The sequence below is a fragment of the Stenotrophomonas sp. YJH_SMC_16 genome (assembly GCF_059367875.1).
Window position 1 is genome coordinate 642,508 of the sequence record NZ_JCAFRH010000001.1, and the last position, 20,094, is coordinate 662,601.

At 66.4% G+C, this 20,094-nt stretch carries 21 protein-coding genes; 6 read left to right on the plus strand and 15 right to left on the minus strand.

The features are described 5' to 3' along the window. Nucleotides 1–96: 96 nt before the first annotated feature. Nucleotides 97–471 (minus strand): hypothetical protein, encoded by a 375-nt coding sequence (locus AC5P6E_RS02870; RefSeq protein ID WP_010481078.1) that lies wholly within the window; start codon nucleotides 469–471, stop codon nucleotides 97–99. Next, the gene (locus tag AC5P6E_RS02875) at nucleotides 468–1,433 is read right to left on the minus strand and encodes a hypothetical protein (RefSeq protein WP_010481077.1); all 966 of its coding nucleotides are present in this window, start codon (nucleotides 1,431–1,433) and stop codon (nucleotides 468–470) included. The genes AC5P6E_RS02870 and AC5P6E_RS02875 overlap by 4 nt, the downstream gene beginning before the upstream one ends. A gap of 163 nt (nucleotides 1,434–1,596) precedes the next feature. Between AC5P6E_RS02875 and prmA the strand changes: the two genes are divergently transcribed. The 3 genes from prmA to fis all read left to right on the plus strand — a co-directional run bounded on the left by prmA (nucleotide 1,597) and on the right by fis (nucleotide 3,719). Continuing rightward, complete coding sequence (gene prmA / locus AC5P6E_RS02880; protein ID WP_019338963.1) at nucleotides 1,597–2,517, plus strand: 50S ribosomal protein L11 methyltransferase; 921 nt, start codon at nucleotides 1,597–1,599, stop codon at nucleotides 2,515–2,517. A 42-nt stretch (nucleotides 2,518–2,559) separates the two neighbouring features. Then, nucleotides 2,560–3,330 (plus strand): DUF3426 domain-containing protein, encoded by a 771-nt coding sequence (locus AC5P6E_RS02885; protein WP_019338964.1) that lies wholly within the window; start codon nucleotides 2,560–2,562, stop codon nucleotides 3,328–3,330. A 113-nt stretch (nucleotides 3,331–3,443) separates the two neighbouring features. Beyond that, nucleotides 3,444–3,719: a DNA-binding transcriptional regulator Fis gene (gene fis, locus AC5P6E_RS02890; RefSeq protein ID WP_005419706.1), complete on the plus strand. Its 276-nt coding sequence runs from the start codon at nucleotides 3,444–3,446 to the stop codon at nucleotides 3,717–3,719. 93 nt (nucleotides 3,720–3,812) lie between these two features. Here fis and AC5P6E_RS02895 read toward each other — a convergent pair whose 3' ends face one another. From AC5P6E_RS02895 to AC5P6E_RS02920, 6 genes are read right to left on the minus strand one after another with little or no spacing between them, the layout of a single operon-like run. Continuing rightward, nucleotides 3,813–4,808, minus strand: a complete 996-nt coding sequence (locus AC5P6E_RS02895; protein ID WP_010481069.1) for a phosphatidate cytidylyltransferase — start codon at nucleotides 4,806–4,808, stop codon at nucleotides 3,813–3,815. Next, the gene (locus AC5P6E_RS02900; RefSeq protein ID WP_010481067.1) at nucleotides 4,805–5,434 is read right to left on the minus strand and encodes a lysophospholipid acyltransferase family protein; all 630 of its coding nucleotides are present in this window, start codon (nucleotides 5,432–5,434) and stop codon (nucleotides 4,805–4,807) included. The genes AC5P6E_RS02895 and AC5P6E_RS02900 overlap by 4 nt, the downstream gene beginning before the upstream one ends. A gap of 13 nt (nucleotides 5,435–5,447) precedes the next feature. Continuing rightward, a complete protein-coding gene (locus AC5P6E_RS02905) occupies nucleotides 5,448–5,885 on the minus strand; it encodes a hypothetical protein (protein ID WP_010481064.1) in 438 nt (145 codons plus the stop codon). Then, on the minus strand, nucleotides 5,882–7,210 hold the full coding sequence (locus AC5P6E_RS02910) for a phosphatase PAP2/dual specificity phosphatase family protein (protein ID WP_019338965.1): 1,329 nt from the start codon (nucleotides 7,208–7,210) through the stop codon (nucleotides 5,882–5,884). The genes AC5P6E_RS02905 and AC5P6E_RS02910 overlap by 4 nt, the downstream gene beginning before the upstream one ends. Next, nucleotides 7,210–8,961, minus strand: coding sequence for a bifunctional alpha/beta hydrolase/class I SAM-dependent methyltransferase (locus AC5P6E_RS02915; protein ID WP_019338966.1), 1,752 nt, complete (start codon nucleotides 8,959–8,961; stop codon nucleotides 7,210–7,212). Before AC5P6E_RS02915 ends, AC5P6E_RS02910 begins: the two co-directional genes overlap by 1 nt. Nucleotides 8,962–8,995: 34 nt before the next feature. Then, nucleotides 8,996–9,613: a CDP-alcohol phosphatidyltransferase family protein gene (locus AC5P6E_RS02920; RefSeq protein ID WP_019338967.1), complete on the minus strand. Its 618-nt coding sequence runs from the start codon at nucleotides 9,611–9,613 to the stop codon at nucleotides 8,996–8,998. Between the two features lie 223 nt (nucleotides 9,614–9,836). Between AC5P6E_RS02920 and purH the strand changes: the two genes are divergently transcribed. The 3 genes from purH to purD are packed head-to-tail and all read left to right on the plus strand — an operon-like array spanning nucleotide 9,837 to nucleotide 13,657. Further along, nucleotides 9,837–11,420, plus strand: a complete 1,584-nt coding sequence (gene purH, locus AC5P6E_RS02925) for a bifunctional phosphoribosylaminoimidazolecarboxamide formyltransferase/IMP cyclohydrolase (protein ID WP_049452987.1) — start codon at nucleotides 9,837–9,839, stop codon at nucleotides 11,418–11,420. Nucleotides 11,421–11,436: 16 nt separating this feature from the next. Beyond that, entirely contained in the window at nucleotides 11,437–12,315 is an 879-nt protein-coding gene (locus tag AC5P6E_RS02930) for a hypothetical protein (protein ID WP_423158856.1), read from the plus strand. 58 nt (nucleotides 12,316–12,373) lie between these two features. Then, complete coding sequence (gene purD, locus AC5P6E_RS02935) at nucleotides 12,374–13,657, plus strand: phosphoribosylamine--glycine ligase (RefSeq protein ID WP_019660833.1); 1,284 nt, start codon at nucleotides 12,374–12,376, stop codon at nucleotides 13,655–13,657. A gap of 149 nt (nucleotides 13,658–13,806) precedes the next feature. On the opposite strand, the gene AC5P6E_RS02940 is transcribed toward purD, so the two are convergent. The 7 genes from AC5P6E_RS02940 to ftsE form a co-directional block, all read right to left on the minus strand. Continuing rightward, nucleotides 13,807–14,289: a DUF2247 family protein gene (locus AC5P6E_RS02940; protein WP_019660834.1), complete on the minus strand. Its 483-nt coding sequence runs from the start codon at nucleotides 14,287–14,289 to the stop codon at nucleotides 13,807–13,809. Between the two features lie 8 nt (nucleotides 14,290–14,297). Next, nucleotides 14,298–15,269 (minus strand): RHS repeat domain-containing protein, encoded by a 972-nt coding sequence (locus tag AC5P6E_RS02945; protein WP_239519187.1) that lies wholly within the window; start codon nucleotides 15,267–15,269, stop codon nucleotides 14,298–14,300. A 348-nt stretch (nucleotides 15,270–15,617) separates the two neighbouring features. Further along, on the minus strand, nucleotides 15,618–16,493 hold the full coding sequence (rpoH, locus tag AC5P6E_RS02950) for an RNA polymerase sigma factor RpoH (protein ID WP_006473441.1): 876 nt from the start codon (nucleotides 16,491–16,493) through the stop codon (nucleotides 15,618–15,620). Between the two features lie 278 nt (nucleotides 16,494–16,771). Then, nucleotides 16,772–17,485 carry a uracil-DNA glycosylase gene (ung, locus tag AC5P6E_RS02955; RefSeq protein ID WP_241883685.1) on the minus strand — a complete coding sequence of 238 codons (714 nt, stop codon included), beginning with the start codon at nucleotides 17,483–17,485 and terminating at the stop codon, nucleotides 16,772–16,774. Then, the gene (locus tag AC5P6E_RS02960) at nucleotides 17,482–18,324 is read right to left on the minus strand and encodes a response regulator (protein WP_019338974.1); all 843 of its coding nucleotides are present in this window, start codon (nucleotides 18,322–18,324) and stop codon (nucleotides 17,482–17,484) included. The genes ung and AC5P6E_RS02960 overlap by 4 nt, the downstream gene beginning before the upstream one ends. A 7-nt stretch (nucleotides 18,325–18,331) precedes the next feature. After that, nucleotides 18,332–19,279, minus strand: coding sequence for a permease-like cell division protein FtsX (ftsX, locus tag AC5P6E_RS02965; protein WP_495230683.1), 948 nt, complete (start codon nucleotides 19,277–19,279; stop codon nucleotides 18,332–18,334). Between the two features lie 3 nt (nucleotides 19,280–19,282). Continuing rightward, nucleotides 19,283–19,969: a cell division ATP-binding protein FtsE gene (gene ftsE, locus AC5P6E_RS02970; protein WP_111112972.1), complete on the minus strand. Its 687-nt coding sequence runs from the start codon at nucleotides 19,967–19,969 to the stop codon at nucleotides 19,283–19,285. Nucleotides 19,970–20,094 lie beyond the last annotated feature (125 nt).

Sequence of the window (20,094 nt, forward strand, 5' to 3'; positions counted from 1 at the left end):
CTTTTCGCGTTCTTGCGGTAGCGCCGGGCCATGCCCGGCGGCTTTCCATTGCGACCGTCCACCCGCCGGGCATGGCCCGGCGCTACCGGTGTGGCATCAGCGCTTGTCGGCCGCTTCGGCCGGAATCTGCGAGTTCGCCAGCGGACGCACGCCATTGGGCGAGGTCGGGTCGACGATCACCATGGTCTCGGTCGAACCATCCGGCCACACCACCTGGAAGGTGCTGCCCGCCGGCAGCGACGCGAACGGCATGCCGCTCTGCGCGCGATAGACCGCGGCCACCTGGCTGGCACCGGCACGGCGCACGTCTTCCTGCGCCTTCACCGTGGTCAGTTCCACCTTCGACAGATGCCGGTAGCGATCTTCATAGGTATCGATCATCAACAGGCCAACCGCGCCGGCCGAGTAGGCCACGAACAGGGCCACCCAGAACCAGAACTTGGCCCCGTGCAGGAATCGGCGGTAGTTCATTGCTCGTTCCTCTTTCCAACCAATCGCTTGATCCATTCCTTCATCTTCCCAGCGCCCTGCCGCGATACCGCAGCGTCATACACGAAATCCCGGAAATCCTGCGTACCATCCTGCGAACAGATCCCTCCGTTCGCACAAAAACTGTTGACCAGCACACTGTCTGCCCCACACGGCAGACCGAGTTCGCAGGCCGCAAGCCGCCAAGCGAGTTCACTGAGCTGCTCGCCCGCCACCAGGCCGTTGAGCGCACGGTCACCCGAGGCGCGCACGCCCATGCCCGGTGCGATCGCCATGAAGGCCTCCGGGTCGCGCGAGGTGCGCACCCGTTCAACCAGGTCACGGCGGTACTCGGGGCTGTCCTGCAGCGGCTCTCCCTCGGCGAACAACGCAGCCTCTGCAGCCAGATTGCCTTGTGCTGCCGCCTTGCGACGTTCGGACAGCACCAGGGCCGTGCCCAGCTTGTCGCCCGGCACGAAACCACCACAACGCTGCGCGACGCGTTCGCGCGCCTGCACCATCGCCGGCGCGGCGGTCAGGCCCAGCCCGGCCAGCACGTTGTTGTCCAGGCGGTAGCCACCCGGATCGACCGCGTACTGCGCGCAATAGTCATAGACACGGCTGAGCATCCAGCGCGCCTCGTGGTTGCCTTCGTCCGCCTGCACACGCAACCGCTGTGCATAGGCATACAGGTCGGTGGCGTCTTCGATATCGGCGCGGAGATCCAGGGGCAGCCCGGACGGCAATGCATTGCCACGCTCGAAGGGTGCCAGGCGGCGCGCGAGCGCCTCCGGCATCACCGGCAGCGGCGCCGCACTGTCAGTGGCTGCCACCCCACCTGCCAGATCCGCCGACGCCAGCGAAGAGGTCGCGGCATGGCCGCTGGCCCGATAACCGGCCACGCCCAGCACGGCCACGGCCGGCAGTACGAGCAACCAGGTTTTCAGGGTCGGAGCGAAGGCCATCGGCGGCGGTGAGCGATGCGGCGGACAGGAAAGCACGAAGTTTAGCAAGGCCCGACGGGCCTGTCTGAACGGGCTTCGTTCATCTCGGAGCGGCATCTCAGGCGATACGGAGACGCCCCGATGGTCTAGCATGGCCCCCTTTCCCGCGATTGCCCCCACCGCCATGCCGTTTCTGGAACTGACCCTGCGTTGCACCGAAGCTACCCAGCCCCGCTATGAGAATGCGCTGGAGGACGTCGGCGCACTGGCCGTCACGCTGCTTGATGCCGAGGCCGATACCAGCAACGAACAGGCCATCCTCGAGCCGGGCGTGGGCGAGACCCCGCTGTGGGACACGCTGGTGCTGAGCGCGCTGTTCCCCGCCGACAGCAACGCGCTGTTGCTGCTGGCCGCACTGGAATCCTTCGATCCGGAACTGGACTGGAGCAGCGGCAGCTTCCGCGCGGTCGAGGATGAAGACTGGGAACGCGCCTGGATCGACCAGTTCCAGCCGATGGACTTCGGCAGCCGTACCTGGATCGTGCCGTGGAACCATGAACTGCCCGATGCCGCACAGGCCGTCGATGCCGCCGTGGTGCGGCTGGACCCGGGCCTGGCGTTCGGTTCGGGCACCCACCCGACCACCGCACTGTGCCTGCGCTGGCTGGACCAGTTGGCAGGCGATGGCCTGCTGCAGGGCCAGCGCGTGCTCGACTTCGGTTGCGGCTCGGGCATCCTCGCACTGGCCGCGCTGAAGCTGGGCGCCGCTGAAGCCATCGGCGTGGACAACGATCCGCAGGCTCTGGTCGCCACCGCCGACAATGCCGAACGCAACGGCGAACAGGCCCGCATGCACGTGTACCTGCCGCAGGACGAACCGGTCGCGACCTATCCGATCGTGGTCGCCAACATCCTCGCCTCGGCGCTGGATGCGCTGGCCGAACTGCTGGCCGCGCGCGTCGCTGCCGGTGGCCGCATCGCCCTGTCCGGCATCCTGCATGGCCAGGAAGGTGAACTGCTGCAGCGCTATGCGGCCTGGTTCGACGATCTGCAGGCCACCCAGGATGGCGACTGGATGCGCATCACCGGCGTGCGCCGCGCCTGATCGTGGTTGAATGACCGCTGGATCCGAGCCCGCGCCCTGAGCATGTCCGAGCCGAACCCACCGCGCCGTCCCCTGGCCACCTTCCTGCGCACCGCGCCGGAAGGTGAGCCCGCGCCTGCGACCGATGCGCGCATGCAGGACGAAGCCGGGCACACAGCGCCTGTGGAGCAGATTCCCGTCGAGCCCATCGACCTGGCAGGCCCACCGGCGACAGAAAGGCGACACGACGATGACGTTGTCATCGTTGATGAAGCAGCGGCCATCGAACCGGCGCCGCTCGCGGTGCAGGCAGCAGCGGCCGCCAGTGATGCCCCCAGCTTCCTGGGCAGCACGCGCGCACGCACGCTGCCAGCACCCCGCTGGCACTGGCTGCTGGTCGCCGGGCTGGCATTGCTGCTGGTACTGCAGAGCGTGCTGGCCGACCGCGCGCGGTTGGCCGCCGACGCCGGCAACCGCGCGTGGCTGGGCACGCTGTGCGGCGTCCTGCACTGCAGCCTGCCGGCCTGGCACGAACCCACGGCGTTCACCATGACCAGCCGCGAGATCCGGCCGCTGCCCGGGCAGGCCGGTGTGCTGCAGGTGCAGGCCAGCATCCGCAACGACGCACGTTGGGCACAAGCGTGGCCAGACCTGCGCCTGTCACTGTCCGATGCCGATGGCCGGGTGATCGGCAGCGGCGTGTTCACGCCCGCGCAGTACCTGGGTGAGAACCCCGGCGCAGCCCTGCTGGAACCGGGCCAGAGCGCACGCGTCGCGTTCCGGGTACAGGAGCCCGCCGCATCCACCGTCGCATTCACCTTCGACTTCCTCTGACCGGGAGAGGCGACCAGCCGTGGCAGGCCGGGCACGCTCGCGCTAGACTGGCCGCCACCACCTCGTCCGGCCGCGCGCTCCGCGCGCACGGGCCAACCGAATCGGGAACCCCCTTGAACGCTGTCCTTTCTCGTCCTGACAACAGTCGTGGCGCTCCCCGGCCACCGCTGCGTGAACACGTCGCCCAGTCCGTGCGCCGCTACCTGCGTGACCTTGATGGCTGCGATGCGGACGATGTCTACGAGATCGTGCTGCGCGAGATGGAGATCCCGCTGTTCGTGGAAGTGCTCAACCACTGCGAAGGCAACCAGAGCCGCGCCGCGGCGATGCTGGGCATCCACCGTGCCACCCTGCGCAAGAAGCTGAAGGAATACGGCATCAGCGCGTAAGCGCAGCCCGCCGGGCATGGCCCGGCGCTACCGATGCCCGAACCACCCGGCTCCAGTAGATCCACGCCATGCGTGGGTGGACGCCCGGCGGAATCAGCCACCCCCGCCCGCCTTCCAGTAATACCGCACCACGTGGAAGAACACCGGCGCGGCGAAGCACACCGAATCCAGCCGGTCGAGCATGCCACCATGGCCCTCGATCATGTGGCCCCAGTCCTTGATGCCACGATCACGCTTGATCGCCGACATCACCAGGCCGCCCCAGAACCCCATCAGGTTGATCAGCAGCGACAGGCCGAACGCCTGCAGCGGCGTGAACGGGGTGATCCACCACAGCGCCGCACCCAGCGCGCTGGCACTCAGCACGCCGCCCACGAAGCCCTCCACCGTCTTCGACGGCGACAGCTTCGGCGCGATCAGGTGCTTGCCCAGCAGCTTGCCCCAGATGTACTGCAGCACGTCCGAGGACTGCACCACGATCACCAGGAAGGCGAACAGCAACACGTTGCGCGACGGATCATGGCCGGGCACGTGCAGGTTCAGCAGCAGCGGCACATGCGAGATGCAGAACACGCAGATCATCAGCCCCCACTGGACCTTCGCGGTCCGCTCCAGGTAATGCGTGGTATCGCCACCGATGGTCGACAGGATCGGCAGGAACAGGAACGCATAGACCGGAATCAGCAGCGTGTACATGCCGTACCAGTCGATCCACACCAGGTAGTACTGCCACGGCAGGACGATGTAGAACGCGGCCAGCAGCGCGTAGTAGTCGCCCGAGCGGGTCGGCGCCAGGGTGATGAACTCGCGCAACGCGAACAGGGAGATGATCGCGAACAGCACGATCACCCCGGCACGTCCAAAGAACAGCGCCAGCCCGACCACGATCGCCATCACCCACCAGGCGCGGATGCGTGACACCAGGTTGGCGATGACTGCACTGGGCTGGCCGCGCTGGCGCCAGCGCAGGGTCTCGGCCACCAGCGTGGCCAGTACCAGCACCGCGCCGACACCAGCAAACAGCAGGCCGGTCTGCTGGCCGACACTCTGCGTTGCCAGATCGCCAGATACATCCAACACGAAACTCATGCACGACCTCCATTCGGCGCCAGGTCCAGCAGCGCCTGCCGGCTGCGGGCCAAGAAGGCGGCCTTGTCCTCGTCGGCCTGCAGTCGCAACGGCGTACCGAAGGTAGCCGTGCACAACAAGGGCAGCGGCAGGAAGCGGCCCTTGGGCATCACCCGCTTCAGGTTGTCGATCCACACCGGCACGAACTCCAGTTCCGGCCGCTGCCGCGCCAGATGGTAGATGCCGCTCTTGAACGGCAGCAGCGGCTCGTCGCCGACATTGCGCGTGCCTTCCGGGAACAGGATCAGCGAACAGCCTTCATCGACCGCTTCGCGCAGCACCTGCAACGGGTCCTGCTGGCGATGCCCGGCCTCGCGCTCGACCAGCACGCCGTTGAACACCGCGTCGATCAGGTAGCGGCGCAGGCCGTCGCGCTGCCAGTACTCCGCCGCCGCCACCGGACGCACCTGGCGGCGCAGGGCCAGTGGCATCGACGACCAGATCAGCACGAAGTCACCGTGGCTGGCGTGGTTGCCGTAGTAGACGCGGTGCTCGCTGGACGGCGCGCAGCCGATCCACAGCGCGCGCGCGCCGGTCACCACATGGATCGCGCCACTGCAGGCGCGGGCAATCAGTTCGGCGAACATCCATCCCTCCCGTTCACGTCTGCGGCCACAGCACGGCCAGCAGCACCAGCACCAGCTGCACCGCCGTCAGCAGGTACTGACGCAGCAGCAGGCGGCGCATGCCGGCCCATCGCAGATCCCATCCCCGCGACGGTTCCGCGCCCGGTGTGCGGCGCAGGCCACTGTCATGCAGCAGCCGGTCGATGCGTTGCGCCGCGGCCTCATCATTCAAGCCTTCATCGCGCAACAGCTGCAGCAGGCTGGCATCGAGTGCCACCCGCCACGCGTGATAGGCCTGGGCGACGCCTGCGACCACGCTGAGCAGCATCAGTCCGGCGGCAAGCATCGCCAGCCCGGGCTCGATGCCGAGCAGCAGCAACGCCACCAGCAGCAGCCCCAGCGACAGGCCTGCCGGCCAACGCCCCTGCCGCAGCAGCAGCTGCATGGTCGAAATATCAGGCGTGGTGCTCATGCAGGGTCTCCGGCGGCAACGGTGATCGCACGCAGGTGCGCCTTGCCCAGCACGATGCCCGGACGCGCGGCACGCACGATCGCCACCGCCGCATCGGCACCCGCCGCACGACCGCTGTGCAGCAGCCAGGTCGCCACGCTGGCCGCACTGCGCGAGTAACCCAGCGCGCAGCACACCAGCACCGGCCCGTGCGTGCGAAGGCGCTCGATGGCCTCGGCTGCCTCGCGCAGCTGCTCCGGTTCTGGCACCACCAGGTCCAGCATCGGCACACCGGCGTACGCCGCACCCGGCGCGCAGCAGGACAGCTCGGCACAGGCATCGACCACGCCCACCAAAGGTGTCGGCAATGCCGTGCAGGGAATCCGGCCCAGCCACACGCCGTCCAGCACCGGCAACGGCTGCGGCACGCGTCGCGTCCACAACCGCGAATTGATCCAGGCCGCGCCCAGGTACGGCGCCAGCAGCCAGCGTGCCGCCATGGTCAGGCGACCATCGGCACGCTTCTGGAACACCGCCGTACCCAGCCCGGCATAGGCCAGCGCCACCAGCAGCAACGACACCCCCGGCCACAGCAGCCACAACGCCGCGCCACGCAGAAGCACCACCGGCACCAGCAATACGGCGGCCGCCAGCAGGTACAGCGCGGCCAATCGCCAACGTTTGGCATCACCCGCAGTACGCCAGGCGCGCAGCGGCGGCGTGCCCTGCTCCGGCCACAGCCATACGCACAGCCAGCCGGCCAGCAGCCCGGTCGGGATGTCGATGAAATGGTGCTGGAACGTGGTCAGCACCGAGACACCGATCAGCAGTGCCCACACATGCAGCACCCAACGCCACACGCCGTGCAGGTACTGCGCGAACTTCACCCACAGCACGATCAGCAGCACGATGTGCAGCGATGGCGCCTGGTTGAACGGCTTGTCGAAGCCCAGCAGCACATCGAACAGCCAACCGAACACGCCGCCGATCTCCGGCCGCTCGAAACTGAAGCGCAGCGGCCACAGCAGGAAGCAAGTGACCGCGATCAGCTGTGCACTGAACAGCCGCAGCGCATGCCGGTCCAGTTCCAGACGTTGCCGGCACAGGAAGAAGGAGACCGCGTAGAACAGGTCGATCGACCAGTACGGCACGATCGTCCACGGCACGAAGGGAATGCGCGTCTCCCAGGCGAACGCCATCACCGGCAGTTCGGGATGGCGACCAGCCATCCAGTTGGCGAAGCTGTAGCTGGCGAAGAAGAACGGACCCAGCAGAGCCAGCCACAGCAGGGCGCGCCGCCAGGGGCGCCCTTCCGCGGCCAGTGGGGTTGCGGCCAGCGTCGCCATCACGCGGTCCGGCGCGCCAGCGACACGGTGAAGATGCCGAAGTCATCGATGCGCTGCGCCACCTTCTCGAACCCGGCCAGGCGCACCAGCTCATCCATCTCCTGCTGGGTACGGCGGCGCATCACCCACGCGGCGCCGCCTCGATGGCTGGTCAGCGCGCGGGCGATGAATTCCAGCTGCGGGTGCCAGGGCTGGCCGGTGTAGGCCAGGTAGCCGCCCACCGGTACGGTTGCGGCGATGCCCTGCAGCGAGCGCAGCACGGCGTCGTTGTCGGGGAATAGTTCGTACAGGCCCGATACCACCGCCAGCGTAGGCGCCGGGTCCACCGCTGCCAGTTGCGCCGGATCGAACGCATCGCCCTGCTCGAAGTGGGCGATGTCGGCTGCACCGAGGCGCTCGATCAAGGCCTGGCCCTGGGTCACGTTCAGATCGCTGAAATCACGCAGCACGATGCGGTCGGCGCGCTGTTCGCCCTGGCCCAGCGCTTCCAGCACATAGCGGCCATGGCCGGCGGCCACGTCCAGCACGCGCACCGGCGTGCCCCGCCCGCGCAGTCGCTGCGCAGCATCGCGCAGCAGTTCCTGCAGGTGCTGGCCGCGCACACGGATGCCGCGCCAGCCGATTGCATCCAGATAGTTGCGGTCGACCATGCGGCCCAGCGGGCCCTTGCCACGCGCTTGGTCGCGATAGATGTAGTCCAGCGTGCTGCCGGAATCGAAACCGGTCTGCAGGCCCAGCGCGATGCCTTCGGACAACGTGCCACCGAAACGCAGGCCGCCACGCACCACGCGCCAGCGCAGGTCGGCCAGGCTGTTGCGTTCCGGTGGCCAGGCCAGGATCTCCGATTCCTCGAAGGTCGGACCACGCCGGTGTGCGTCACGACGCGACAACTCGCGCAGGGGTTCGGCGAAGCGCGTCTGGATGAAACTGCGGATGCGCGCCAGTGCCGGCGCGCGATCACGTTCGCCCAGCGTGTCGTGGAAGAAGCCCGGCAGGTGCACGCGCTCCTTGATCGGGCTGGACAGGCGCTCGTAGAAGCGGTCCTGCGGGCCACGATGCACGACGAAGTCCGAGCCGGACACCAACAGCTGCACCGGCACGCTGATCGCCTGCGCATCGGCGACGATGCGGTCGGCCGCTTCGTACAGGCCCAGCAGCACGCGCACCGAGATCGGGCGGGTGATCAGCGGATCGGTACGATAGCTTTCCACCCGTGCCGGGTCGTGGGTCAGCCACTGCGGCTTGACGTAGCTGTTGACGAAGAAATTGCCGCGCAGCTTCTGCATCAGCGCCAACCCAGCGCGTGCGAACGGCACGTACAGCTTCACCTTGAAGGCGGGCGAAGCCATCACCAGCGCACGCAGGCGCGGCGCGTAATCGTGCACCCAGGTCGCGGCGACCACCGCCCCCACGCTCTGCGCGATCACCACGATGTCTTCCACCGCGATACCGTGCTCGGCGCCGATGTGGGCAATGAAGCTGTCCAGGTCACGCACCAGCGCCGGGAAGCCCGGTGCATCGCCACGTGCGCCCGGCGAACGGCCATTGCCGCGCGCATCCCAGGCGAAGAAGGCGGTGTCGGGCAGGTCCAGCTCATCGACCAGGTGGGTGACCCGGCCGGAGTGCTCGTGGCCGCGGTGCAGCAGCACGATGGCCTTGGTGGCCGGGGTTGCGGTGGTGCCCGCCCAGTACCGGTAGAACAGCGGTACCTGGTCGAAGCTGTGGAATTCCCGTTCCTGCGCCTGACGCATGCAATCTCCTGATTGTCTTTTTGTATCTGCTTGATTAATTCGGCGAAACCGCCGCTTCCCGCAGTCCGCGACGGACGCGGTTGATCATCGTCAGCACGCACAACACTGCCATGGCTGCAGCCACGCCGCTGACCGTCAGTGCACCGCCCCAGCCGAAGGCCAGCAGCAAGCCCAGCGCACCGATCACGAAGGCGCGGTCGCTCTTGCCCATCGGGCCGTCATAGCGGCGGCTGGCACCGACCATCAGCCCCAGCACGCCGGCGTACTCGCTCAGCGCCGCCGTCCAGGCCAGCAGCCACAGCGCCTCCGGGCGCACGCCGGGTACGCTGAGCAGGCTCAGGTACAGCGCCGCATCGGCGATCACATCGCACACTTCGTTCAGATAGGCGCCCAGCCGCGATTGCTGGCCGAATTCGCGCGCCAGCATGCCGTCCACCGCGTTGAGCGCCATGCGCAGCAGCATCCACAACGGCAGCAGCAGATACAGCAGAGGCTGGGCAGGCGCGCAGCACCACACGGCCGCGGCCACCAGCAGCGAGACCACGGCAGCGGCCACGGTCACCGTATTGGCAGTGATCCCCATGCGGAACAGACCGCGTACGGCTGGACGCAACAGGTCCTGGAAACGTCCCTTCAATGCATAGATCGACATGATCCGTACCCGCTGATCCTTGGCAGTGCGGGCACAGCCTACCCCATCGTTGGCAGATTCCGACAACCCGGCTCTGGTCCGCAGCCCAGACTCCGGATCGGGCCGGATCGGTGTGCCCGACCCGGCCTTACGCCGATTGCCGCGGCAAATTACCCCTTCCGGCGCCCGCCACGGGCCCCCACCGCCTACAATATCGGCCCCGCTCCGCTGCCGATTCTGTCCCATGACTGCTGATCTGTTGCCCGTCCGCCGGGCCCTCCTCTCCGTTTCCGACAAGACCGGTCTGGTCGAGCTGGCCACTGCGCTGGCGGCACGCGGCGTGGAGCTGCTGTCCACCGGCGGCACCGCCAAGGCGATCCGCGATGCGGGCCTGGCCGTGAAGGACGTGGCCGAGGTCACCGGTTTCCCGGAAATGATGGACGGCCGCGTCAAGACCCTGCACCCGATGGTGCACGGTGGCCTGCTGGGCCGTTCGGGCCTGGATGATGCGGTGATGGCCGAGCATGGCATCGGCGCCATCGACCTGCTGGTGCTGAACCTGTATCCGTTCGAATCGGTCACCGCCAAGGCCGACTGCACCCTGGCCGACGCGGTCGAGAACATCGACATCGGCGGCCCGGCCATGCTGCGCTCGGCGGCCAAGAACTTCGCCCGCGTGGCGGTGGCCACCGATCCGTCGCAGTACGCCGAACTGCTGGCCTCGCTGGCGGCCAACGACGGCCAGCTGTCGGCCGCCACCCGCTTCGCGTTCTCGGTGGCCGCGTTCAACCGCGTCGCCCAGTACGACGCGGCGATCAGCAACTACCTGTCGGCGGTCACCGCCACCGACGCCGCCGTGCCGGCCCGTGCCGAGTACCCGGCGCAGATGAACTCCACCTTCGTGAAGGTGATGGACCTGCGCTACGGCGAGAACCCGCACCAGAGCGGCGCGTTCTACCGCGACCTGTACCCGGTGCCGGGCACCCTGGCCACGTTCCAGCAGCTGCAGGGCAAGGAACTGAGTTACAACAACCTGGCCGATGCCGATGCGGCGTGGGAGTGCGTGCGCCAGTTCGACGCGCCGGCCTGCGTCATCGTCAAGCACGCCAACCCGTGCGGCGTGGCCGTCGGTGCCGGCAACGGCGATGCCTACGAGCTGGCCTACGCCACCGACCCGACCAGCGCCTTCGGCGGCATCATCGCCTTCAACACGCCGCTGGACGCTGCCACCGCCAAGGTCATCCTGGACCGCCAGTTCGTGGAAGTGCTGATCGCCCCGGATTACGAGCCGGCCGCGCTGGAATACGCGCAGAAGAAGGCCAACGTGCGCGTGCTGCGCATCCCGCACGGCGACGGCCTGAACAACTTCGACAGCAAGCGCGTCGGCTCGGGCCTCCTGCTGCAGTCCTCGGACAACCGCGGCATGACCCGCGACGAACTGAAGGTGGTCAGCAAGCTGGCACCGACCGACAAGCAGTTCACCGACCTGCTGTTCGCCTGGAAGGTGGCCAAGTTCGTGAAGTCCAACGCGATCGTCTACGCCAAGGACAACCGCACCATCGGTGTCGGCGCCGGCCAGATGAGCCGCGTGTACTCGGCGCGCATCGCCGGCATCAAGGCCGCCGATGCAAACCTGGTGGTCGAGGGTTCGGTGATGGCTTCCGATGCGTTCTTCCCGTTCCGCGACGGCATCGATGCCGCTGCTGCCGCCGGCATCAAGGCGGTCATCCAGCCGGGCGGTTCGATGCGCGATGCCGAAGTGATCGCCGCCGCCGACGAACACGGCCTGGCCATGGTGTTCACCGGCGTGCGCCACTTCCGCCACTGATACTGGAGCGACACGGATGTCCGCAGTCTCACTGAAATCGCTGGCCTTGCTCGCCCTCGCAGGCGCGGCCGCGCTGGCCGGCTGCAAGCCTGCGGCCGCCCCGGTGCCTGCGTCGTCGCCGCAGGCCGCCACGTCGGCCCCTGCCGAGCCGACGGCGCACGTGAGCCGCACCGCGCGACTGCAGGCCTTCCTGGTCCAGCGCTACGGCAAGAACGCCAGGCTCTCCGGTGAATGGCACGGCAGCTGGAACGACGACGGCGAAACCCGCCCGATGGACTGGCACGTCTGCGCCGAGCAACCGGTGGTGAGCGGTGACAGCTGGCAGCAGTTGCTGGCGGTCTGCGGTGCTTTGTCCGAAGGCGCGCACATCGACGCAGGCATGATCGACTTCTTCGTGCTGCATCCGAAGGGCGAGGGCTTCGACGTGACCAGTGAACTGACTGGCGAACGCTTTGGCAGCGGCGGCCAACCCGGCACCGCCAGCATCATCCGCGCGGGCAGCGACTTCTATGGTTTCCGCGTCGAGGACGGCTGGTTCGGGCAGGGCTTCTCGCTGCTCTCGCAGTCGCTGATCCTGCCAGGCCCGAACGGCCTGGTGTCCAGTGGCAGCGTGCGCAGCCATATCGACAATGACGCCCAGTACGAGTGCGACAACATGGGGGCCAGCAGCGACCCGGAGACTGTCGAGGACTGCCGTACCCGTCGCTTCAGCATCGATTTCGCCCTGCGTTTCGACGACAGCGATCGCAGCGCGCGCATCTGGCCGCTGCTGATCGAGGAAACCGGCACCACCTGTGGTGGCAAGCAGGTCCGGCAGGAACACCGCTTTACCCTGGACCCGAAGACCTGGGCCTATTCCTTCCCCGAATCACTGCGACGCGAAGGCTGCGAGTGAGCCACGCGCGCCGCCGGGGATATCGATCTTCCCTTCCCACGCAATCTGGAATCTCGTGATGAACGTACTTGTCATCGGCTCTGGCGGCCGCGAACACGCCCTGGCATGGAAGCTGGCCCAGTCCTCCCGTGTCACCGAAGTGATCGTGGCGCCCGGCAACGCCGGCACCGCCAGCGAAGACAAGTGCCGCAACGTGGCGGTGAAAGTGACCGACATCGACGGCCTGCTGGCGCTGGCCCAGGCCGAAGGCGTGGCGCTGACCGTGGTCGGCCCGGAAGTACCGCTGGTGGCCGGCGTGGTCGACCGCTTCCGCGCCGCCGGCCTGCGCATCTTCGGGCCGACTGCCGCCGCCGCGCAGCTGGAAGGCAGCAAGGCCTACGCCAAGGACTTCCTGGCCCGCCACAACATCCCCACCGCGTTCTATGCCGTGCACACCGAGGTGGATGCCGCCCTGGCCTACATCCGCGAGAAGGGCGCGCCGATCGTGGTCAAGGCCGATGGTCTGGCTGCCGGCAAGGGCGTGATCGTGGCGATGACCCTGGCCGAAGCCGAAGATGCCGTGCGTGACATGCTGTCGGGCAACGCGTTCGGCGATGCCGGTGCGCGCGTGGTGATCGAAGAGTTCCTCGATGGTGAGGAAGCCAGCTTCATTTCGATGGTGGACGGCGTGCATGCGCTGCCGATGGCCACCTCGCAGGACCACAAGCGCGTCGGCGACGGCGACACCGGCCCGAACACCGGTGGCATGGGCGCCTATTCGCCCGCGCCGGTAGTGACGCCGGAGGTGCATGCACGCGTGATGCGCGAGGTGGTGAACCCGACCGTGCAGGGCATGATCGCCGACGGTATCCCGTTCACCGGTTTCCTCTACGCAGGCCTGATGATCGATGCCAGCGGCGCGCCGAAGGTGATCGAGTTCAACGTACGTTTCGGCGACCCGGAAACCCAGCCGGTGATGCTGCGCCTGCAGTCGGACCTGGTGGAGCTGGTGGAAGCGGCGATCGATGGTCGCCTGGACCAGGTCGACGCGCAGTGGGATCCGCGCCCGTCACTGGGCGTGGTGCTGGCGGCCAAGCCATATCCGGAAGCGCCCATCACCGGTGACGTGATCTCCGGCCTGGATGAGGTGCCGGCAACGGCCAAGGTGTTCCATGCAGGCACGACGCTGGACGCGCAGGGCCAGGTGCTCAGCGCCGGCGGCCGCGTGCTGTGCGTGGCTGCACTGGGTGGCAGCGTGCGCGACGCTCAGGCGAACGCCTATGCAGGCGTGGCGAAGGTGAGCTGGGCCAATGAGTTCCATCGCACCGACATCGGCTGGCGCGCGATCGCACGCGAGGGGTGAGACCTGGTAGATCCACTACACAGCTTCCTGCATGGAACCAGATCACGGATTCTGGGAGTCTTCACCGTCCTCGGCATGGAAGCCGGGACGGTGCGCTTCGGGAAGAAGCGACGCACGTCAAGCGAAGGAAATTACGCTGAGTGAATCTGCTACTTCGCCGAGTCAAGATAACGCTTCCAGTTCTCGAAGAGCCGCGCAACATTCTGCTCATGTGAGTGCGCAGCCGGATCATACCCATCAGAAGCTGGCATGTACCTGACAAAGCTCTCCAGAGACTCCGGGTAATCAAAATCAGCGTAGATCCTCTCAACCTCTCCGAGCGGATCAGCAATCTCATCGCGCTTAGCGTAAGCGTCCGCGAGAAATGCAACCAGCCATCTTCTGAAAATCTCATCCTCGTTTGAGTTCTTGTCGAATGCCGCCAACTGCGCAGCTACGCTATTACGCTCATCGGGAAAAGCCCCTTCAAGTCTTTCAATCAAGGAGTTCAGATTGAACTTCTCTTCCAGTCCCTTCTGCTCCGACGCGCAGTGCTTCGCAACCTCAAAGTCAATCAGATGGCGCCCCAGTGCCCACGCCACCTCGGTCTGACTCCAGGGCCCATAGGGTTGAATACAGTCATACGTTCTCATGTAGACACTCACTTCTTGTTTGGTATTCCGTTCATGCTGCCACCTTCCACAAATCTTTGATGGGTCAAGTCGCCAGCCTTGTCGACTATGTATTCAAACCGACCAGCCTTTCCATTGAGTTCACCGGGTAGCTGAGTCAGAGTGCGAACCACGCCGTCGCCTCCTGTCAATGGAGTATGAACACCTGCTTCTGCAGCGGTCTCTCGCATAAAGGTCGCTGAATTGTGCCCAGCGTCCGCTTTGAGTGCACTTCCAACAGGCCGGGAATTCAAAAGTGCCCGACCTTCTGCACTCAGAGCTTTGGATGCCGCAACACCTGCTCCACCGGCACCTGTAACTCCTGCGATATCAGCAGCGATACTGGTAGCTGCCGATACGACACTTGGATTGGCCATCGCAACCATGCCAGCTTCGATCAGCACTGGGGCAGCCATTGCCGCTGTAACGGCGATTGCGGCCGGTCTCATCGGCTCGTATACGGCGCCATTTCCGGCAGCAATATCTCTCCGATGCTGCTCAACGAATCGCTCTGCGGCCTGCCTTCCATCCGCATCGACGAACCTGTACGGATTCCCGTTCGCGTACCGATACCGATTGAACTGCTCAACTGGCATTTGGTGAGCGGTGACTGGGTCTACCGACAGAAACACGCCCAATTGTGGATCCATGTAGCGCTGTTGCATGTAGCTCAGCCCTGTAGCCGAGTCGCTCACATGTCCGGCGTACCCAGGTCCATCCGTGACCTGACCGCCTACCACGGCCCCGTAGGGCTCGTAGTCATATCGCTTGATGACGTTGCCGTTGGCATCGCTTTCCGCCACAACCGAGCCGAGGGCATCAGTGTGAATGTATGTGATCGTTGTCTGGGCGATTGCGGATGGTGACAGGCCAAGGCCCATTAGCAGCACGCAGCACAGCCAGACGCCTATGGCACCCAGCTTGCGAGTTCGATCTTCAAATCCCCCGAGGCGGGTCGACACACCGCCTGCAGTTCCCCCGAACCTGCGCATCATTCCAATCCATGAAGGAGCCTTGAAGCAAGGCTTGGCATTCATAGCACAGGAAGGCAGTCATCGGAGTCCAACTCCAGGACTGAGGCCAGAGGGACCATTCTGAATTGGACCAGGCCCTTGGCTATAAACCTCTCGAGGGATTGAACGGCTATCGGAAGCGCATGACTGCCCGCCATGGGCTGGTACTACTGAAGCAGCCGATCAGCGGCCCGCATTACCAACAGCCATGCCGGTCAAACGAAAAGCCCCGACCAACGCCGGGGCTTTTCATCAGAACGGGGGCCGGAAACAGGAACCGAACCAAAGATCTATGCCTTACGCGGTGAACAGCGCCTTCATCTTCTTCAGCGCGTTCGCTTCCACCTGGCGGATACGCTCGGCCGACACGCCGTACTCGTCGGCCAGCTCCTGCAGCGTCACCTTGCTGTCGGCATCCAGCCAGCGGCGGCGGATGATGTCGCGCGAACGGGCATCCAGCTCGGCCAGGCCTTCGCGCAGCAGCTGCATCTGGTTGTCTTCGCTGTCGGCACGCTCATAGGCCATCGACGGATCTTCGTCGTTGGCAACCAGGAACGCGGCCGGCGACGGCGGCGCATGTTCGTTGTCCTCGTCGGTGGGCGCATCGAAACCGATATCGCGACCGGACAGGCGCGATTCCATTTCCATGACCTCACGCTCGGACACGTTCAGGTCCTTGGCCACTGCGCTGACTTCCGCCGCGTTCATCCAGCCCAGGCGCGTCTTCGATTTGCGCAGGTTGAAGAACAGCTTGCGCTGCGCCTTGGTGGTAGCGACCTTGACGATGCGCCAGTTCTTCAGGATGAACTCGTGCATCTCGGCACGGATCCAGTGCACGGCGAAGGACACCAGGCGCACGCCCATGTCCGGGTCGAAGCGCTTGACCGCCTTCATCAGGCCGATGTTGCCTTCCTGGATCAGGTCGCCCAGTGCAAGACCGTAGCCGTTGTAGCCGCGGGCCACGTGCACCACGAAGCGCAGATGCGAATGCACCAGCTCGCGGGCGGCGTCCAGATCGTTGCCGTCGCGGAAGCGACGGGCCAGGTCCTGTTCGTCATCGACCGACAGCACCGGGATCTGGTGCACGGCACCGATGTAGGCGTCCAGCGAACCGAGCGCACTGGGAATCGGGAGATTGTTTGCCACAAGGGCAGTAGAGGTGTTCTGGCTCATAGGCACCCATCTTAGCAGTCCGGGATTTGGACTGCTAAAGGAGGAAAAAGTTCCAGCATCCTATTGATGCAACACTGGTCCCAAACAGAGCCCTACCGTAGCGCGATTTGATGACAGTGGCGAGCGCGCTTTTCGGGATTCACAATCCCTTGGAATTCAAGCAATTACTTGCCGGAAACCGGCCGATTCCGGTCAAGCGGAGCTGAACAGGCCGTCCCGGACGCCCATTCAGGGCCGGAAACGTTGCCCGGCGTTCAGCCCCGGACCGGCACCGCCGCTCAGAGCGCCGAACGCGGTGGCAGCGACCAGTCGATCGGAGCCTGGCCGCGGCGCTGCAGGTACTCGTTGGCCATCGAGAAATGGCGGCACCCCAGGAATCCACGGTGGGCCGACAACGGCGACGGGTGCGGCGACTTAAGCACGCGATGGCGACGGGTATCGATGACCTTGCCCTTCTTCTGCGCGTACGCGCCCCAGAGCATGAACACCAGACCGTCGCGTTCGCGGTTGAGCACATCCACCACGTGGTCGGTGAAGCCTTCCCAGCCTCGCCCCTGGTGCGCGCCGGCCTTGCCCTCTTCCACCGTCAACACGGCGTTGAGCAACAGCACGCCGCGCTGCGCCCACGGAATCAGGCAGCCGTGGTCCGGACGCGGGATACCCAGATCGCTCTCGATCTCCTTGTAGATGTTCAGCAGCGACGGCGGCACCGGTACGCCCGGCTGCACCGAGAAGCTCAGGCCATGGGCCTGGCCTCGGCCGTGGTACGGGTCCTGGCCGAGGATGACCACCTTTACCTGCTCGAACGGCGTGGCGTCGAACGCAGCAAAGATCTGCGGGCCAGGCGGGAACACTGCCGCACCAGCGGCCTTGCGCTGGCGCAGGAAGGCGGACAGCTCGCGCATCTGCGGCTGCATCAGGTAATCGCCGACATGCTGCTTCCAGCTCGGTTCCAGCTGGATCGTCGGGGTGCCGGCTACTTCGTCCATCATCGAATCAGGGGTCCATCGTTCAATCGGGCCAGGCGCAGCTGGAACAGTACCTTGGTGACCAGCAGCCGTTCTTCAATCGGCTTGAGCACCAGGTCGTTGGCGCCGGACTGCAGCAGCCCGGTCTGGTTGTGCGGATTGCCATCGCCGGTCATCACCAGCACCGGCAGGCGGCGCTTGCCGTAACCGAAGTCCACGCGCACGCGCTGCACCACGTCGCGGCCGCTCAGCTCGCCCTTCAGGGTGACGTCGGTCAGCACCAAGTCGATGCGATGGCGGCTGCGGCCCAGCGACTCGGCGGTGAGCAGGGTGAACGCCTCTTCGGCGCTGACCACGTGCAGCACGTTCAACTGCTGGCGCTCGAGCATGCGCTTGGTGGCCTCGGCCACCACGCGGCTGTCCTCGATATAGAGGATGGTGGCGCCGGGAATGGTCTGCGGCTGCACATAGCCACGGACGAAGGTCGCCAGTGCCTCGTGGCCCAGCGCCTTGTCGAAATAGTCGGTGACGTACTCGGTGAAGCGGCGCTGCTCCAGGTGTTGCTGGGCATCGCCGGAGACCACGATCACCGGCACATAGGCCTGGCCCGCCGCTTCGCGCACCATCCGCGCCAGCGCCAGGCCGTCGCCATCGCGCAGGGTCAGCGAGGTCGTCACCAGGTCGACCGGGCCCTGCGCCAGCGCCTGCTGCGCGTCTTCGATGCTGTCGCAGCCGATCACCTCCACGCCAGGCAGGTCACGCTGCAGGACGTCGGCGATCAGCTTGCGGACCAGCTTCGACCCGTCGACCACCATCACCCGCGTCGCGGGCCCTTCAAGGTGCTTCAGCGCTTGCGGTTGCATGCCGGTCTCAGGTGTCGGTCGGGCGGGTCTGGCGCAGGAAATGGCCGGTCACCAGCCACGCGCCCAGCCAACCCAGCAGCAGCGTGCCGAGCAGGACCAGGCTGCCATGCAGCAGGTCCAGGCCATGCAGCACGAACGGGCTGCCGTAGCTGCGCGAGAGTTCGGCCAGCGGCACGCGCAGGGCGGCGCCGGCCGCAGCAATCAGGGCCAGCGCCACCGCGCCGGCACCCAGTCCATACCACGCGCCCAGGTACAGGAACGGGCGGCGAATGAAGCCATCACTGGCGCCGAGCAGCTGCAGCACGCCGATCTCTTCGCGACGCGCCTGGATATCCAGGCGCACGGTGTTGCCGACCACCAGCGCGGCGCCCACGCCGAGCAGTACCGACAGCACCTGCACCAGCCGTGCGCCGAACGCCAGCCAGGCATCCAGACGCTGGCGCCACAGTGCATCGTGCTGCACCAGGTCGGCCTCGGGCAGGCTTTCCAGCGCGCGCGCCAGGCGTGCGTCGTCCTTGCCCTGGCCCGGGGTGATCACCAGCAGCGACGGCAGCGGGTTGTCGTTGAGTGCGTCAATCGCCTCGCCGAGGCCGGCGTCGCGCAGTTCCTGCAGGCCCTGCTCGGGCGTGCGCACGTTCACTTCGGCCACGTCATCGCGGTCGCGCAGCTGGCCAGCCAGGCGCAGCGCGCCGGGGCCATCGACGTTGCCCTTCAGGAACACGTTGATGTCGCGCGACTGCTGCACGCTGCCGGCGAACTGCTTGAGGTTGTCCAGCGCGATCGACAGGCCCAGCGGCAGGGCCAGCGCCAGCGCCATGACCATCACCGTCAGCAGGGTCGCCCACGGCTTGCGGAAGGCACGGCCGAGGCTGAACACCACGCTGTGCGCGTGGTGCTGGAACCAGACGCCCACGCGCGAGGGGGCGGCGGCTTCGCTGTTTTCGTTCTTCGCCATGCGTTACTCCGCCAGGTCCTGCGGCGAGATGTCATCCACCAGCCGGCCATGGTCGAGGATCAGCACGCGCTTGCGCATGCGGCGCAGCAGCGGCAGGTCGTGGCTGACCACCAGCACGCTGGTGCCACGCGAGGGCAGCTCGGCGAACAGGGCCATGATCTCCGCCGCCAGGGTCGGGTCGAGGTTGCCGGTCGGCTCGTCGGCCACCAGCAGCTTGGGTTCGCCGACGATGGCGCGGGCGATGCCGACGCGCTGCTGCTCGCCGGCCGACAGCTGCGACGGCAGTGCCTTCTCGCGATGGCCCAGGCCCATCCGCTCCAGCACCGAACGCACGCGCTTGCCGATGTCGCCACGACGGGTGCCGCGCAGGATCAGCGGCAGCGCCACGTTCTCGGCGATCGAGCGGTCCATCAGCAGCCGATGGTCCTGGTAGACCGCGCCGACCGCACGCCGATGGCGCGGAATGTCGCCGCCGCGCACCTTCAGCAGGTTGCGCTCGTCGAACACCACCGCACCGCGGCTGGGCCGCTCGTCCAGGTGGATCAACTTGAGCAGGGTGCTTTTGCCCGCACCGGAATGGCCGGTGACGAACAGCATCTCGCCCGGCGCGACCTCGAAGCTGACATCGGTCAGTGCCTCGTGGCCACCGGCGTACTGTTTGCTGACATTGTCGAAGCGCAGGACACTCATGCCCCGATTATGCAGGACCGGCGCGACGGCGTGGAGATGGTGGCGCGATTGGTGATAGCCGCGGGAGCAGCCGAGCGTAGGCTCGGCTCTACAGGGCGGCATGGGGGCTGTAGAGCCGAGCCCAT

Coding starts and splice junctions, on each gene's coding strand:
- AC5P6E_RS02940 (WP_019660834.1), bottom strand. CDS start 14,289: ATGAGAACGTATGACTGTATTCAACCCTATGGGCCCTGGAGTCAGACC.
- AC5P6E_RS02930 (WP_423158856.1), top strand. CDS start 11,437: ATGTCCGCAGTCTCACTGAAATCGCTGGCCTTGCTCGCCCTCGCAGGC.
- ung (WP_241883685.1), bottom strand. CDS start 17,485: ATGATGGACGAAGTAGCCGGCACCCCGACGATCCAGCTGGAACCGAGC.
- ftsX (WP_495230683.1), bottom strand. CDS start 19,279: ATGGCGAAGAACGAAAACAGCGAAGCCGCCGCCCCCTCGCGCGTGGGC.
- ftsE (WP_111112972.1), bottom strand. CDS start 19,969: ATGAGTGTCCTGCGCTTCGACAATGTCAGCAAACAGTACGCCGGTGGC.
- AC5P6E_RS02875 (WP_010481077.1), bottom strand. CDS start 1,433: ATGGCCTTCGCTCCGACCCTGAAAACCTGGTTGCTCGTACTGCCGGCC.
- AC5P6E_RS02885 (WP_019338964.1), top strand. CDS start 2,560: ATGTCCGAGCCGAACCCACCGCGCCGTCCCCTGGCCACCTTCCTGCGC.
- AC5P6E_RS02920 (WP_019338967.1), bottom strand. CDS start 9,613: ATGTCGATCTATGCATTGAAGGGACGTTTCCAGGACCTGTTGCGTCCA.
- purH (WP_049452987.1), top strand. CDS start 9,837: ATGACTGCTGATCTGTTGCCCGTCCGCCGGGCCCTCCTCTCCGTTTCC.
- AC5P6E_RS02910 (WP_019338965.1), bottom strand. CDS start 7,210: ATGGCGACGCTGGCCGCAACCCCACTGGCCGCGGAAGGGCGCCCCTGG.
- AC5P6E_RS02915 (WP_019338966.1), bottom strand. CDS start 8,961: ATGCGTCAGGCGCAGGAACGGGAATTCCACAGCTTCGACCAGGTACCG.
- AC5P6E_RS02900 (WP_010481067.1), bottom strand. CDS start 5,434: ATGTTCGCCGAACTGATTGCCCGCGCCTGCAGTGGCGCGATCCATGTG.
- AC5P6E_RS02870 (WP_010481078.1), bottom strand. CDS start 471: ATGAACTACCGCCGATTCCTGCACGGGGCCAAGTTCTGGTTCTGGGTG.
- prmA (WP_019338963.1), top strand. CDS start 1,597: ATGCCGTTTCTGGAACTGACCCTGCGTTGCACCGAAGCTACCCAGCCC.
- AC5P6E_RS02905 (WP_010481064.1), bottom strand. CDS start 5,885: ATGAGCACCACGCCTGATATTTCGACCATGCAGCTGCTGCTGCGGCAG.
- AC5P6E_RS02895 (WP_010481069.1), bottom strand. CDS start 4,808: ATGAGTTTCGTGTTGGATGTATCTGGCGATCTGGCAACGCAGAGTGTC.
- AC5P6E_RS02960 (WP_019338974.1), bottom strand. CDS start 18,324: ATGCAACCGCAAGCGCTGAAGCACCTTGAAGGGCCCGCGACGCGGGTG.
- purD (WP_019660833.1), top strand. CDS start 12,374: ATGAACGTACTTGTCATCGGCTCTGGCGGCCGCGAACACGCCCTGGCA.
- rpoH (WP_006473441.1), bottom strand. CDS start 16,493: ATGAGCCAGAACACCTCTACTGCCCTTGTGGCAAACAATCTCCCGATT.